Origin of the sequence: Chryseobacterium herbae (assembly GCF_025154075.1) — a bacterium.
In the GTDB taxonomy this organism is placed as follows: Bacteria; Bacteroidota; Bacteroidia; order Flavobacteriales; family Weeksellaceae; genus Chryseobacterium; species Chryseobacterium herbae.
In genome coordinates, this window is the sequence record NZ_JAOAMU010000001.1 from 660,591 (window position 1) to 676,107 (window position 15,517).

Sequence of the window (15,517 nt, forward strand, 5' to 3'; positions counted from 1 at the left end):
TTTGTTTAAATTAAGAGGTTATTAGCTTAACACCTGAAGGAGTTTTCCCTTCTATTTTAAGAATCAGTATGGGATTCTTTTCTTTGTTCAATAAATATTCTTCGTTATTAATTTCTTTGTAATAAACATTTAAAACAGATTTCTCTACTTCTATCTTCTCTATTTCAATATCTCCGTATGGCTGTGTTTTCAATTTGGGTTTCAACACAAGCAGAAACTCACCTTCAGATAATGTCGGAATTGGCGCCGACCGGGAAAACCTCTTATCTTCCATTAAACGGTATAGTTTTATGGTTTCCTCAAAAGACTGTAAAATGGTATACTCTTTTAATGGTATATCTCTATTCAGTCTTCTTACTTCTGAAAATTGGAGTTCATTAGTATTTCTACTCATTACTGATTCTGTTTTAACCATGTTTTTTGTAGCAGAAACATTTGTACAACCTAACCCGCTACCAAATCCAAACAGAAGCAACAAAAAGATCAACAAAAATACTCTTTTCATTATCAAAATATTAATACACAAATGTAAATATTCAAAAGGTAAATTATAAATATTTTTGAAAAAACTATCAAATAACTATTAAATTAACCAAAAAATACAATAATGAGTTGTTAAAATTATACAATTATTTGAAAATAACTAATAATTTAAATAATAAAAGCAAATACCAACCTCGTACTTTTATAAAAATGCATCTGTAAACAGCTTGTTATACATATACCATATTGGTTAAAGACGAGCAGAAATCTATTCATCCGTTAAAAAGCATGCAATCCATTAAACTTTCCCATAGATTTTCTTATTTCTAACTGAAAACACACATGAGTTCACCTTCAAATTCTTTGTAAATCTTTTGTAAAATCAAAACAAAACACTGACAACAAGCTAATTACGATTTTACCAGCACAATACTTTTCATTTACAAAAGTTTGGGGCTTTTCACCGCTAATTTTACTTCATCAAAAAAATAACGTTATGAAAAAGTTCATATTACTCGTGGTGGTATCAGGCAGTTTTATTATGTGTAAAAAAGCAGAAGGTACCCAATCAAAAATAGAAGATACCTTACATGCAGCGGACAGTGCGACTGCGGCTGTAAATGAAACCGTTAATTCTATTAATAATACAGCAGATAAAGTTCTGGATTCAGCGAATGTCCGAATAAAGGATTTTGAAGATGCTAAAGGTGAAATTCAGCAGAAAATAGAAAACACTTCAAAAATAGTAGATTCATTGTCTGATAAAATTACATCTACGAAACTGGAATCTAAAATTGAGAAAAAAGATTCAGCAGAGAAAAAAAATGAAAAGATCGTTGTGAATGTTCCGGCTCCGAAGGTGATCAAAGAAACCAAAATCATATACAAGGACAAGCCGAAAAACGACAGCTACGAACTCAATGCGAAAAACAGAATGGTAAAAACCGGATTGCTATCAGTAAAGGCCGATAATGCCGATACCGTGAAAGAATTGGTGAGGGAAGAAACCGTAAGAAACAACGGGTACGTAAAAAGTGAAGAGCTTACCTATATTACCGCAGAGCCTGTCAGAAGGGAATCTTCCTACACGGAAAACACTCAGAGGGTATATTATATGGATATAAAAGTTCCGATTCAGAATTTCGACGGTTTAATGAATGATCTTAGTGATATCGGTGATATTGAAACCAAGAACATACAGGTGACCGGAAATAACTACGCAGACAATACCCTATGCACGATAACGGTAACACTTACCGATAAATCTGACATTGAAAAAGAACCTAAAACTTTCGGTGGAAAATCACTGGCAGCCATTTCATCCGGCTGGGGAGTAATCACATCTGCCTTTCTTTTCCTTCTGCCTCTATGGCCACTATTCATAATTGGCGGGATAGGATACTATTTCTACAAGAAGAAAAACAAAAAAACTACCGACGACCATCCTCAATAAAACAGAATCCATCGAAAGGTGGATTTTTTTAATATTTTTTTAATGAATAAAAAATTTAAACTCATTACTTCTTCCTATATTTATATTTACTAAGATAAGCATAGTAATATCCGGATATGAGATGTACATTCCGGTATAAATCAGGAAAAATAAGAATAATATCGCTTGAAAGAGCGCTTATATATTATTAAAGTAAGTGGTTTGTAAATGAAAGGCTCCCATATGGGAGCCTTTCGCTATTTCATGTTCACTACTTTGTCTACAACAAACTTTGTGTTTCCTCTCCACGGAAGTGATCCGTTGTATTCTTTGTAATGAAGATCAAAAGTTTTACCGCTGTTGGTTTCCAACTGTTTAAAAATCTCAGAATCTTCTACAGAAAATTCAAACTCGTAGCTTGTAATGGTTCCTGTTTTCCCTTTTCCAAAACCTTCCTGGATCAATTTTCCTTCATAGGTTTTGAAGACATAGCCTTTTTTCATGGCATAATTCAGGTAGCCGGACTTTACGCCCTCTCCAAAAACGAAAAAGTACTTGTACCATACAAAAACGCTTACCAGAAGAAGGACTACGCCCAGACTGATCCACAAAGTTTTTTTCATAAGCAGTGTGTTTTATATTTATTATTTTGCGATGCTTCTTGAAATCACAATTTTCTGGATTTCAGAAGTACCTTCGTAGATTTGCGTGATCTTCGCATCTCTCATCATTCTTTCTACGTGGTATTCTTTCACGTATCCGTATCCACCGTGGATCTGTACCGCTTCAATAGTGGTATCCATTGCTACCTGAGAAGCGTATAGTTTTGCCATAGCTCCACTTTCAGAAATATCTTTACCTGCATCTTTCTCACATGCAGCTTTGAAACATAACATTCTTGCAGCCGTGATCTGAGTAGCCATATCTGCTAGTTTAAACGCGATCGCCTGGTGATTGATGATCTCCGTTTTGAAAGCTTTTCTTGTTTTAGCATATTTTAAAGCCAATTCGTAAGCTCCTGAAGCAATTCCTAAAGCCTGAGAAGCAATACCTATTCTTCCTCCGTTCAATACTGCCATTGCAAAATTGAAGCCGAAACCGTCTTCCCCGATTCTGTTTTCTTTAGGCACTTTTACATTATTGAAGATCAAAGAGTGTGTATCACTTCCTCTGATTCCCAATTTGTCTTCTTTTACTCCTACTTCAAAACCTTCCCATCCTCTTTCTACGATGAAAGCGTTGATTCCTTTATGTTTTTTCTCAGGATCCGTTTGTGCAATTACAATATAGTAAGAAGCTGTTCCACCGTTAGTGATCCAGTTTTTAATACCGTTTAAAAGGTAGTAATCTCCTTTATCTTCTGCTGTTGTTTTTTGAGAAGTAGCATCAGAACCCGCTTCAGGCTCAGATAATGCGAAAGCTCCAATTACCTTTCCGCTTGCAAGAGGTGTAAGGTATTTCACTTTCTGTTCTTCGGAAGCAAATTTTTCAAGACCTGCACATACCAATGAGTTGTTTACAGACATTACCACAGCTGCAGAAGCATCTATTTTTGCGATCTCCTCCATTGCCAGGACGTAAGAAACACTGTCCATACCGGCACCTCCGTATTTAGGATCCACCATCATTCCTAAAAGTCCCATCTCTCCCATTTTCTTTACTTGCTCTGTAGGGAATTTCTGGTCGCGGTCTCTTTCGATAACTTCAGGAAATAGTTCATTTTGTGCAAAATCTCTTGCAGCCTGCTGAATCATCAGCTGTTCTTCCGATAAATTAAAGTCCATAAAAAATAATAATTAGATAGCCGTAAATTTACACTTTTTAACGAAATCTGAAAATAGAATTAGAAATTAGGGAGCAGGTGGCAGGGATTGGATAGCAGGGATCAGAGACAGAAGATAATACAAACCAAAATTAAGGGTAAGGTTAAATGATATATAGCATCGGTATTTTTTATATAATGATCATGAATTCTTTGTTTGTTATGGCAGGCATTCAATTAATTTTCAATTGGTGATTTCTGATTACTACAATTAAAAAAAATGCTTATATTTAAAATTCTTTAAAAATTGCTTAAAAAATCATGACGATCAAAAGATTATTCGATATTCCACACTACGCTTTAGAAAAATTTCCTAAAACGGATATGTTTGTTACCAAATATCAGGGCGAATGGAAAAAAACTTCAACGTTAGAGTTTATCAATCAAGGAAATAAAATATCCAGAGGCCTTTTGAAACTGGGTATAAAACCGGGAGATAAGATTGCTCTGATCACTACCAATTCACGTACAGAATGGGCGGTAATGGATTTCGGACTATCTCAGATCGGTGTAGTTTCTGTGCCTGTATATCCGAGTATTTCTGCTGAAGATTATGAATTTATCTTTAATAATGCTGAAATACAATATTGCTTTGTTTCTGATAAAGAACTTCTGACGAAAGTGATGAAGGTAAAACATAATATTCCCTCTTTACAGGGTATTTTCACTTTCGATGTAATAAGCGGAGCTGCTAACTGGCGGGAAATTCTGGATCTTGGAGAAGATGATTCTACCCAAATTGAAGTGGAAGATCTTTCCAATGCTATCAATTCTGAGGATCTGGCTACGATTATTTATACTTCAGGAACAACGGGAAGACCAAAAGGAGTTATGTTGACCCATCATAATATCGTTTCCAACGTTCTGGGTTCAATTCCAAGAATTCCTAAGCGAAAAAGCCTGGATTACAAGGATTCCAGAGCATTGAGCTTCCTTCCGATCTGTCATATTTTCGAAAGAATGCTTTTCTATCTGTATCAGTACAATGGATTCTCGATCTATTTCGCTGAAAGCATCGATAAAATGGGGGAAAACATCAAAGAAGTGAAACCTCACTATATGACTGTGGTGCCAAGACTGGTAGAAAAAGTATACGATAAAATCTACAATACAGGTTCTTCTGCGGGCGGGCTGAAATCTAAAATATTCTTTTGGGCATTAAATCTGATCAGCAAAAAGAAAACCATTTCGAAACCATCCGGATTGCAGGAAATCATTGCCGATAAGTTGGTATTTTCCAAGTGGAGAGAAGGTATGGGAGGCGAAATCATTACACTGGTTTCCGGTTCTGCTGCTTTGTCCACAAGACTAAATATGATGTTCCAGAATGCCGGAATTCCTATTCTGGAAGGCTACGGACTGACAGAAACTTCACCGGTAATAGCTGTCAACAGTTTTGAAAAAATGAAGGTTGGAACCGTGGGTGTACCTTTGGACAACTTACAGGTGAAGATCCAAGAAGATGGTGAAATTACAGTAAAAGGACCTTCTATTTTTAAAGGCTATTTTAAAGCTGAAGAAATGACCAGAGAAGCTTTTACAGAAGACGGATTCTTTAAAACAGGAGACATCGGGCATATTGATGCGGAAGGATTCCTTCAGATCACCGACCGTAAAAAAGAAATGTTCAAGACCTCAGGAGGGAAATACATCGCTCCACAAACTATTGAAAACCAAGCGAAAGCTTCAAAATTCATAGAGCAGATCATGGTGGTAGGTGATGGAGAAAAAATGCCGTGTGCTCTGGTACAGCCTGATTTTGAATTTGCTAAAAACTGGGCCATGAGAAACAACCTGAATATCGGTTCTACTCCGGCAGAAATTGCCAAAAGCCCTGAATTAAAAGAAAGAATTGAAAAAGAAATAGAAGGCATCAACGAGCATCTCGGAAACTGGGAAAAGATCAAAAGAATTGAGCTTACCCCGGAAGTCTGGGCCATCGAGACAGGACTTCTGACGCCTACTTTAAAGTTGAAAAGAAAAGCGGTCAAAGAGAAATTCATGGATCTGTACAATAAAATGTACGAGCATCACGATTAAAAATACGATGAGCTGTTTCAAATGAAGCAGCTTTTTTTATGTTTTGGCTAAAGCCTGGGATAAGGTATTAAATTGATGGAGGTAAACATGAACGGGCTAAAGCCCGTTCCTATTGAATTTTTGTAATGATTAAGCATTTATAAGGCTGTCGAAATAAATGGAAATTGTTTCTTTTTTCTGGGGTCATACAACGGGCTAAAGCCCGTTTCTATTGAATTTTTGTAATGATTTAGCGTTTATAAGGCTGTCGAAATAAATGGAATTTGCTTCGTCCCGTGATAAGACAACGGGCTAAAGCCCGTTCCTATTGAATTTTTGTAATGATTAAGCGTTTATAAGGTTGTCGAAATAAATGGAATTTGCTTCGTTTTGGGATGAGACAACGGGCTAAAGCCCATTTCTATTGAATTTTTGTAATGATTAAGCATTTATAAGGCTGCCGAAATAAATGGAATTTGCTTCGTCCCGTGATAAGACAACGGGCTAAAGCCCGTTTCTATTGAATATCTACCGTAATTCAATATTTCAAAGCATCCTATTAAACAAAAAAAGTGCTTCATTGCTGAAGCACTTTTTATATGGTTTGAATTGTAATTAAAATTTAATTACCGATTTCATTCTGTCGTTTTCTTCCATTACCAATTCGTCATCAACCAGGATTTTTCCTGAATGCTCATCGATAATAATTTTCTTTCTCTGAGCGATTTCCATCTGCTTCTGAGGAGGAATCGTGAAGAATGACCCTTTCGGTGCTCCTCTTTCCAATCCTACTACCGCAAGTCCGTTGATAGAGCTCTTTCTGATTCTGGTATATGAAGCCAACAATCTTTCGTCGATCTTACCTGCATACTCTTTAGACTGCTCTATTAAGTACTCTTCTTCTTTTTGAGTTTCAGATACAAGACCATCCAATTCTTCTTTTTTGAATTTTAAATGGTTTTTAAGATCATCTATTTTTCCGTTAAGTTCGCTTAAAGTTTCATTTTTGTGAGCAATTTTAACTCCAAATTCTTTAATTCTTTTTTCAGCAAGCTGAATTTCCAGATCCTGGAATTCCATTTCTTTTCCTAATGCTTCAAACTCTTTATTGTTTCTTACATTATCCTGCTGAGATTTGTATTTTTCAATTAAAGTTTTTGCATGGTTGATCACTTCATGCTTAGTTTTGATCTGGTCGTCCTGATCTTTGATGTCTGCATGAAATTTTTCAGCTCTTTTTTCAAGTCCTTCAATCTCAATTTCAAGATCTTCAACTTCAATTGGCAATTCTCCTCTGGTATTTCGGATTTCATCCAATCTTGAATCAATGATCTGCAAATCGTATAAAGCTCTTAATTTTTCTTCAACTGAAATATCGTTGGTTTTTGCCATATTTAAATGAAATAATTTACTGGGTTTGTTTTTTCAATAGATTTTGAAATTGCAAATGTACTAAATTTTTGTGATAAAATTTCAAATAATTGTTGAGTTACAAATTGTTCTGATTCATAATGGCCTATGTCACAAATCATCATTTTGGATTCTGCCAGAAAATAGTCGTGGTATTTAATATCTCCGGTAAGGTAAGCATCACATTTTTGGGATAATGCAGCCTTGATTCCACTTGCTCCTGATCCACCAAGAACGCCTACTCTTTTGATTTTTTTATTGGTAAAATCAGAATGTTTGATCAGTTCCAGTCCGAATTTTTCTTTCACGAATCTTAAAAAATCCTGTTCATCCATTCCTTCCTCCAAATCACCATACATTCCCAAACCTATATGCTGGTTCTCGTTCTCCAGCTGATACACCTGATAAGCCACTTCTTCATATGGATGCGCTGCCTTCAAAGCTGAAATAATTCTACCCTGTTTGTAGCTTTCAAAAATTACGGAAATCATATCTTCATCTGCATTTTCACGAACATCTTGCTGCCCTGAGAATGGATTGGAACCTTCTGTGGGTCTGAATGTCCCGTTTCCATTGAGCGTGAAGCTGCATTCGTCGTAAAACCCTATATTTCCTGCTCCTGCAGAGAAAAGAGCTTCTTTTACCTGTTCAGAATGATCTTTCGGGACAAAGACCGTCAGCTGTTTTAAATTATTTTTTTTAGGCTGAAGAATTTTCAGATTCTTTAATCCCAGCTGGCTGCAGATTCCATGATTTACACCAAAGAAATCGTTATCAAATGCAGTATGGATGGCGTAGATTGCAATTTTATTCTCAATCGCTTTTAGTACGGCTCTTTCCACATAATTCTTTCCGGTCAGCGATTTTAATCCTGAAAAAATAATGGGATGAAAACATACGATCAGATTGCAGTTTTTCTGAATAGCCTCATCCACAACATTCTCCAATGCATCGTGGCAGACCAGTATCCCGCTAACATTTCGATCCGGAGATCCGCACAGCAATCCTACATTGTCAAAATCTTCTGCCTGCTGCAGCGGAATACGGTGCTCTATTTTTGAAATTACTTCGCTTATTGTCATTTTATTCTGTATGTTTGCTACGAAAATAACGATAATTTGTTAATTTTAAAAAACATTAAAAATGGAAAGAGAACACAATCTTGTTCCTGAAGACAAGCTTTGGAAAAGGTTTCTTTACAGGGTCATTTACCGTGCCGACACCAAACTCGGGAAGTTATTTGACATTACATTATTATCTCTGATCCTTATAAGTACCGCCATTATTATGATGGAAAGCGTACCTCAACTCGATAAAAGGTTTCACAGAACCTTTCTGATCCTGGAATGGATTATTTCCATTTTCTTTACCGCCGAATACTGGATGCGTATCAGTGTAGTAAAGAATAAGAAAAACTATATTTTTAGTTTCTTCGGAATCATTGATTTTCTGGCATTGGTTCCTTTTTTCCTCAGCTTTTTCTTTCCCGTGACCAAATATTTCCTGATTTTCAGAATGCTGAGAATGCTGAGAGTTTTCAGAATTTTCAATCTTCTGGATTTTATGAATGACGGTTACCTCATCGTAAGAGCCTTAAAGCACAGTTCCAGAAAGATCTATATTTTCCTTTTATTTCTGATTATTTTCTCTGTGATCGTGGGCTCCCTGATGTTTATGGTGGAAGGCGGAAGGCCTGGTTTTGAAACCATTCCACAATCTATTTACTGGGCCGTGGTTACGGTAACGACTGTTGGTTACGGAGATGTCTCTCCTATTACACCGATGGGCAAGTTTTTTGCCGTTATTCTTATGCTTGCCGGTTATTCCATCATCGCAGTTCCTACTGGAATTGTGACTGCCGAAATGAGAAATAAAAGACAGAATCTGGAAAAGATCTGCGAGCAGTGCGGTAATGAAGATATCGATGACGACGCAAGATACTGCAAACAGTGTGGCAAGAAATTAGCTTAGTATTTGGTATTGATATGAATCTATTAACCAAATACCACAAAAATCATGGAACCACAAAAGAAAAATAAACCCAATAGTCTGGTCATTATCCTTTTTTCCTTAATTGTATTAATGATCGTCATCTATTTTATCCTTGTTCTGTTTTTCCCTACGATCTTTGAGCATATGAATACGGGAGATATACAGCCGGTACCCAATAAGTGATGAGTGATAAATGATGGGCAATGAGTGATATAAAAAGACGGCTGGTGCCGTCTTTTTTTTAGAGTGATGATTTTTTCTTTTTATTTCAGTTAATTATACCATACATGATCTAAAATTCCATTTTTCTATAAAAATATTTCTCACAAAAAAAAGACGGATAAAAATATCCGTCTTTACAATTTTCTATAATTTTAATTTATTTCTTAATGGCTTTAATGCTTTGCTTGGAACCGTCTTTCATATTCAATGTCACGAAATACAATCCCTGTTTCAGATCTCCCAGATGAAGTGCTGAAGAAGGATTATCGATGGTTTTCACCAATCTTCCTGATACATCGGAAACAGAAACTGATTTTACAAGATCTGCTTTTGAAATGTTCAATACATCTGTGAACGGATTCGGATATGCTTTAATCGTTTCTTTTACTCCTGCAACTTCAGATGTTGCCAGCGATGAAGATTCTACTTTGAAATTATCCACGAAGAACTGGTAGTCTTCCGGATCATTTACCGTTCCGTCAGAAGCATAGAATGCAAAAACCGTATTCGCTCCTGTGTAAGAAGTCAGATTATAAGAATAGGTAGTCGAAGTATTGGATGGTGCGTTTGCCGCATCCCATGTTTGCAGAACAGTCCAGGTAGTTCCTCCATCCCCGGATACAAGAAACTGAATGATATCATCAGATCCCATACCGGATGCAGTGGTGTCCAGAAACTCTGTAACTCCGTAATCAAATTTAACCTGATATCCACCTGCTGAAAGATTGAAAGGTACCGTCTTCAGCCATGCTGCGGTACCGGTGAAATAAAGATTAATCTTAGCAGAATTGTTACCATCTCCTGCATTCAGGAAGTCTCCGTCATTCCAAAATTCTTCTGTATCATTAGGTCCTGTGGAAGCATCTCCACCTGAAGCCTGTTCCCAGCAATTGCCCGGGAATGTTGTAAAATCATTGGTGTAAGTTACCGTAGGTACAATAACGGCACATTCGGTTGTAAATGATGTTCCTACAGACCATGCACTTTTATCGGTAGCGCTGCATACGGATCTTACCCATACATAATAATTAGTGGCGGGAGAAAGTGAAGATAATGATGCCGTAAGAGCAGATGCTCCTACACTTCCGGTGGCGGCAGTAGTACTTGTTGGTCCTGTACTTGTGTCAGAGTAATAATATTCATATCCTACGCCAACGGTGCTTGTAGGGGCTGTCCACGAAATAGAAGCTGAATTTGAAGTAATGGTACTTGAAGATAAATTCCCCGGTGAAAGGCAACTTGGAGCAGCTCCGATAGCTACAGTATAATCATGTGCTTCTCCGTACCCTGACGTATTACAAGGCTCTGGCTGACTGGAATAGCGATCTCCCACTCGCATTCTGTAAGTTCCGGGTGTAGCTGTTAAAGGAATACTGATGGTCCCGTTTGTCACCGAACTTGTGTCTGATCCGGTGCTGCTTGCTTCGGTCACCAACTCGGGTGCTACATCATCAAAGGTTCCGTTATTATCAAAATCAATCCAGACCCTAATATTCTGATTTTCATAACCATGGGTAATAGAAAAGGCGTAATTAACACCGGCATTCATGGTAATGGTCTGAGTGGTGTAATCTCCGTAAGCTCCCTGAGAACATCCTGTATCCAGGTGACTAAATCCGGCTGCCGGAATCGTAAAGCTGTTAATCACATCTCCTCCGGCGCACCCACTCGAAAATTCAGGGATACAATAGGTTTGCGCAAATGCTGACGCGCTAATCATTAACAGATTCGCAAGTAAAATCTTTTTCATGTAATATTATTTTATGGTATGGGCTAATTTAATAAAAAAAATACAACAATATGATTTTTTAAATTAAAAAATCATGGCTTTCATTCGTCCATTATTATGATCTGAATGATCGTTATTTTTGATAGCCCATTCGAAACAACGATTACTCCTATTTTCAAAATTTCTGAAACAGTAAATCTATGTCTGAGCCTACTAAATAAAAAAAACAGCAACTTTTCAGCTGCTGTTCTGTATTATATGGTTAATAAAATTTTATTTCTTAATGGCTTTAATGGTCTGTTTGGATCCGTCTTTCATGTTGAGGGTGACCAAATACATTCCTTGTTTCAAATCTCCTAACTGAAGGGCTGAAGAAGGATTATCTATGGTTTTTACCGCTCTCCCGGCCGGGTCAGTAATTGATACTGATTTCACTTTAGAAACATCAGAAATATGCAGTGTATCTTCAAAAGGATTCGGATAGATTGTAAGGCTGTTCTCTTTTTTAACGTCAGAAGTCCCCATTGTAACGCAATCCTGTGTCACAGAAATCGTATATCTTCCAAATTGAGCCGCAAAATAACCTGACAATAATACGTAATATGTGGTGCCCGCTGTAGCATTGAACGTTACAGTAGATGCATCATGAAGATTGGCACCAGCACATCCGCTGTCGGCATATCCAACTCCTGAAACGTTGCTTACACACGTCAGACCTGAACAGCTGCCTGAATACACTCTTAAATAACTGTCAAATTCAGACCCACAAGCATTTATAGTAACAGGCCCTGTTGCATTGGCTGTTACAGTATACCATACCCCTTTCAGATTTGCTGAACTGCTACCACAAGCACTGCCAGGTAAAGTGTCACTGGCAGCAAGCGCATTGTTACCTTCTACTGTTCCACCACATGGAATTGCTATTGCCGTATCACAGGTATCGTTAGCAGGGACTACCGGTGTTGTGACACAGATGCTGAAATTCGAAGTTGTCGTCGCTGTGTCTGTTTCAGAGTAAACTCTTACATAGTACACCTCGCCTACTGCTAAATTCTGTAATAAAACATTTGAATTGCCAGACCCTCCATATTTACACTCTACCGCTGTCAAACTTCCACAAGATCCTGAATACACCTGTACCGCTGTAGCATTATCCGTATAATTTATCGTTACCAAATGAGTTGTCGCAGTAGCTGTAAACGAATACCAGACATCATCATTAATTCCATAAGAAGCACATGTAGGAGCAGTTTCTGTACTTTGAGTAGCTCCGTTGGTTATACCATTTAAAGGATTCGTACAAACTTCTGTACTGCTTACTGGTAATGAAACTGCATTAGCACACTCATCATTAGCAGGTAACTGAGCCGTTGTAAAGGAAATTTCTGTACATCCCGAAGCCTCACCGATGGCATTATACGGAGTAACAGTCGCATAATAAGTAGTCGCTGCATTGAGTACTCCCGGTATATTAAAGGTAGCCACGTCTCCTGCATCACTGTTATTGACAATATCCGTTCCTCCGCTGGTTGTGCCTACTTTAATTTTATACCCTGTAGCGGAAGATAGGAGGTTCCAATTCAGCATACCATCTGAATTTACTCCTGTAGCTCCATTTGCAGGTTCGGTAATTGATGTACAGGGAGGTGGTATGGTAGGATATGCATCTACAGTAAAACTATCCGCCAAAATATAAAACTGGTTGGTGTCTGTTGCATGTATGGCAACATAAACGGTTTGTCCGGTATAGGTCAGTAAATTGAATGTTTTTTTGGTCCACTCGCCCGGTGCTTTTTCAGTGGTCTGAAGCACGGTGGTGAATGCACTCTGCGTTTGGTCTGTTGTTGAAAGCAGTACCTCATAATCTTCCAAAAACAAGTCAGATTTTATATAAAAAGAAATTTTTTCACTAATCCCTGCCTGGACATTAATAGCCTTGGTAATCAAATAATCATCATGGGCTGTATTATTATACGTAAGTCCGGCTACATTTGTCCCTGAATGCGCGGTACTAAAAAGGGGTACACGGACATCCCAGCCATTGCTGCTCCCGTTGTTGATGACTGCCCAGTCTACGGGAAGTGTAGTCCCTGAATCAAAATTCTCTGTCCACTGTCCAAAAATAAAAACAGGGAATACTATCATAAAGAATAAGAGTTTTCTCATAAGTAATTTTTTAAAATTAATGACATTAAAATACAAAATATCTTACCATTAATTTAACAAACAAAATCATTACATGAAAAATAACCAATCAGTTTATTTTTTATTACAAATATCACAATACCATTTTATAATTTAACGAGTATTTACAATTCTCCAAATTAAAAAACTGATCAAAACGTACTGCCACTAAAAATTTTTCCTCTATTATAAAAGGTCAGAAACGTAAAAATATCATCATTAAAAAAAACAGCAACTGAAAAGCTGCTGTTCTGTATGATAAGGATCAATAAAAATTTATTTTTTAATGGCCTTAATGATCTGTTTGGATCCGTCTTTCATATTCAAAGTGACCAGATACATTCCCTGTTTCAGATCTCCCAGCTGAAGAACTGAAGAAGGATGATCTATCATTTTTACTACCCTTCCTGCAGCATCAAGCACAGATACTGACTTCACTTTAGAAATATCCGAAATATTCAGTACGTCTTCAAAAGGATTTGGATGTGCCTTCAGACTGTTTTCTTTATTACTATCAGATGTGCCCATTGTAGAACAATACTGTGTCACAGAGATCGTATATTTTCCGAACTGTCCCGCCTCACGACCATTAAAAAACACATAATAAACAGTACCGGCAGTTGCATTAAAAGTTAGAGATGGAGCACTGGCAACATCTCCACATCCATCATTAGCATATCCGACTCCTGAGACATTACTTATACAAGTCAGACCTGAGCAGCTTCCAGTATACACTCTCAAATAACCGTCAAATTCAGATCCACATGCTGCTACCGTAATGGGCCCGGTAGCACCGGCTGTCACGGTATACCACACCCCTTTAAAGTTGGCTAAACCACCACAATTACCAGATAAAGTGTCATTGGCAGCAAGTGCATTATTTCCTTCTACGGTTCCACCGCAAGGAATTGCTATTGCAGTATCACACGTGTCATTAACAGGAACTACCGGTGTCGTGACACAGATGCTGAAATCTGAAGTTGTGGTTGGTGCAAGTGTTCTGGAGTAAATTCTGACATAATACACTTGACCAACTGCTAAATTCTTTAATAAAACATTTGAATTGCCATTTGATCCTGCATAACATATGATCGCCGTTAGAGCACTGCATGATCCGGAATATACTTGGGTTGCTGTAGCGCCGATACTACTATAATTCACTGTTACCAGATGATTCGCTGCCGTAGCTGTAAAAGAATACCACACATCATCATTGATGCCGGAAGGAGAACAGGTAGCAGCTGCTCCTGTACTTTGAGTTGCTCCATTGGTTGTCCCATTTTCAGGATATGAACAAAATTCTGTACTGCTTACGGCTAAAGAAATGGCATTAGCACAGTCATCATTAGGAGGTGACTGAGCTGTTGTAAAGGACATTTCTGTACACCCGGCTGCATTGCCAATGGCATTGTACGGAATAACAGTAGCATAATAAGTGGTTCCAGCATTGAGTAATCCCGGTATATTGTAGATAGACACATCTCCTGCATCAATATTATCCGCAATATCAGTTCCTCCACTGGTTGTCCCTACTTTAATCTTATATCCTGTAGCTGAAGATATCGTATTCCAACTCAGAACACCATCTGTGTTTACTCCTGTTCCTCCGTTTGCAGGTGAAGTTATGGCCGTGCAGGCCGGCACTGTAGAAGGGACCGTATCTACGCTAAAGCTATCCGCGTAAAGATAAGACTGGTTAGTGTCTGTTGCATGGATAGCCACATACACTGTTTGCCCGACATAGGCTGATAAACTGAATGTTTTTCTCGCCCATGTTTCTGGTGCGTTTTCAGTAGCCTGAAGAACGGTAGTGAATGCGCCCTGTGTTTGATTTGTTGATGAAAGTAATACCTCATAGTCTTCCAAAAGAAATGAATACTCGGATCTTATATAGAAAGAAATCCTATCACTAATCCCTGCCTGTACATAAATAGCTTTTGTAATCAGATAATCATTGTGAGCTGTATTATTATACGTAAGCCCAGCTATATTTGTACCAGAGTGCGCAACTGAATTTGTGACACGAATATTCCAACCATCTGGTCCCCCACTGTTGATGACCGCCCAACCCGCCGGAAGCGCAGTGCCGGAATCAAAATTTTCTGTCCACTGTCCAAAAATAAAAACAGGGAGTATCGTCATAAAAAATAAGAGTTTTTTCATAAGGGTGATATTTAAAATTAATGACAGAAAAATATAAAATATTCTACCATTAAATCAAAAA

At 37.7% G+C, this 15,517-nt stretch carries 12 protein-coding genes; 4 read left to right on the plus strand and 8 right to left on the minus strand.

Features of this window, described 5'->3' with window-relative positions; all coding sequences use genetic code 11:
* Window positions 1-10 precede the first annotated feature (10 nt).
* Window positions 11-505 carry a hypothetical protein gene (locus N0B48_RS02780; RefSeq protein ID WP_259836599.1) on the minus strand — a complete coding sequence of 165 codons (495 nt, stop codon included), beginning with the start codon at window positions 503-505 and terminating at the stop codon, window positions 11-13.
* Window positions 506-979: 474 nt separating this feature from the next.
* Here N0B48_RS02780 and N0B48_RS02785 point away from each other — a divergent pair, with 474 nt between their 5' ends.
* Window positions 980-1,936: a DUF4349 domain-containing protein gene (locus N0B48_RS02785; RefSeq protein ID WP_259836600.1), complete on the plus strand. Its 957-nt coding sequence runs from the start codon at window positions 980-982 to the stop codon at window positions 1,934-1,936.
* Window positions 1,937-2,172: 236 nt separating this feature from the next.
* Here the strand turns inward: N0B48_RS02785 and N0B48_RS02790 are convergent, their stop codons facing one another.
* Together N0B48_RS02790 and N0B48_RS02795 are read right to left on the minus strand one after the other, a co-directional pair.
* Window positions 2,173-2,538 (minus strand): hypothetical protein, encoded by a 366-nt coding sequence (locus N0B48_RS02790; RefSeq protein WP_259836601.1) that lies wholly within the window; start codon window positions 2,536-2,538, stop codon window positions 2,173-2,175.
* Between the two features lie 21 nt (window positions 2,539-2,559).
* Window positions 2,560-3,699 (minus strand): acyl-CoA dehydrogenase, encoded by a 1,140-nt coding sequence (locus N0B48_RS02795; protein WP_259836602.1) that lies wholly within the window; start codon window positions 3,697-3,699, stop codon window positions 2,560-2,562.
* Between the two features lie 299 nt (window positions 3,700-3,998).
* Between N0B48_RS02795 and N0B48_RS02800 the strand changes: the two genes are divergently transcribed.
* Window positions 3,999-5,777: an AMP-dependent synthetase/ligase gene (locus tag N0B48_RS02800; RefSeq protein ID WP_259836603.1), complete on the plus strand. Its 1,779-nt coding sequence runs from the start codon at window positions 3,999-4,001 to the stop codon at window positions 5,775-5,777.
* Window positions 5,778-6,371: 594 nt separating this feature from the next.
* Here N0B48_RS02800 and N0B48_RS02805 read toward each other — a convergent pair.
* Entirely contained in the window at window positions 6,372-7,148 is a 777-nt protein-coding gene (locus tag N0B48_RS02805; RefSeq protein WP_259836604.1) for a zinc ribbon domain-containing protein, read from the minus strand.
* Between the two features lie 2 nt (window positions 7,149-7,150).
* On the minus strand, window positions 7,151-8,248 hold the full coding sequence (locus tag N0B48_RS02810; RefSeq protein ID WP_259836605.1) for a Nif3-like dinuclear metal center hexameric protein: 1,098 nt from the start codon (window positions 8,246-8,248) through the stop codon (window positions 7,151-7,153).
* Window positions 8,249-8,309: 61 nt separating this feature from the next.
* Between N0B48_RS02810 and N0B48_RS02815 the strand changes: the two genes are divergently transcribed.
* Together N0B48_RS02815 and N0B48_RS02820 are read left to right on the plus strand one after the other, a co-directional pair.
* Window positions 8,310-9,137 (plus strand): ion transporter, encoded by an 828-nt coding sequence (locus N0B48_RS02815; protein WP_259836607.1) that lies wholly within the window; start codon window positions 8,310-8,312, stop codon window positions 9,135-9,137.
* A 45-nt stretch (window positions 9,138-9,182) separates the two neighbouring features.
* Window positions 9,183-9,341 carry a hypothetical protein gene (locus N0B48_RS02820; RefSeq protein ID WP_259836608.1) on the plus strand — a complete coding sequence of 53 codons (159 nt, stop codon included), beginning with the start codon at window positions 9,183-9,185 and terminating at the stop codon, window positions 9,339-9,341.
* Window positions 9,342-9,537: 196 nt separating this feature from the next.
* Here the strand turns inward: N0B48_RS02820 and N0B48_RS02825 are convergent, their stop codons facing one another.
* The 3 genes from N0B48_RS02825 to N0B48_RS02835 form a co-directional block, all read right to left on the minus strand.
* A complete protein-coding gene (locus N0B48_RS02825) occupies window positions 9,538-11,130 on the minus strand; it encodes a GEVED domain-containing protein (protein ID WP_259836611.1) in 1,593 nt (530 codons plus the stop codon).
* A gap of 252 nt (window positions 11,131-11,382) precedes the next feature.
* Complete coding sequence (locus tag N0B48_RS02830; protein ID WP_259836613.1) at window positions 11,383-13,275, minus strand: T9SS-dependent choice-of-anchor J family protein; 1,893 nt, start codon at window positions 13,273-13,275, stop codon at window positions 11,383-11,385.
* A gap of 294 nt (window positions 13,276-13,569) precedes the next feature.
* A complete protein-coding gene (locus tag N0B48_RS02835) occupies window positions 13,570-15,456 on the minus strand; it encodes a T9SS-dependent choice-of-anchor J family protein (RefSeq protein ID WP_259836614.1) in 1,887 nt (628 codons plus the stop codon).
* Between the last annotated feature and the right edge of the window lie 61 nt (window positions 15,457-15,517).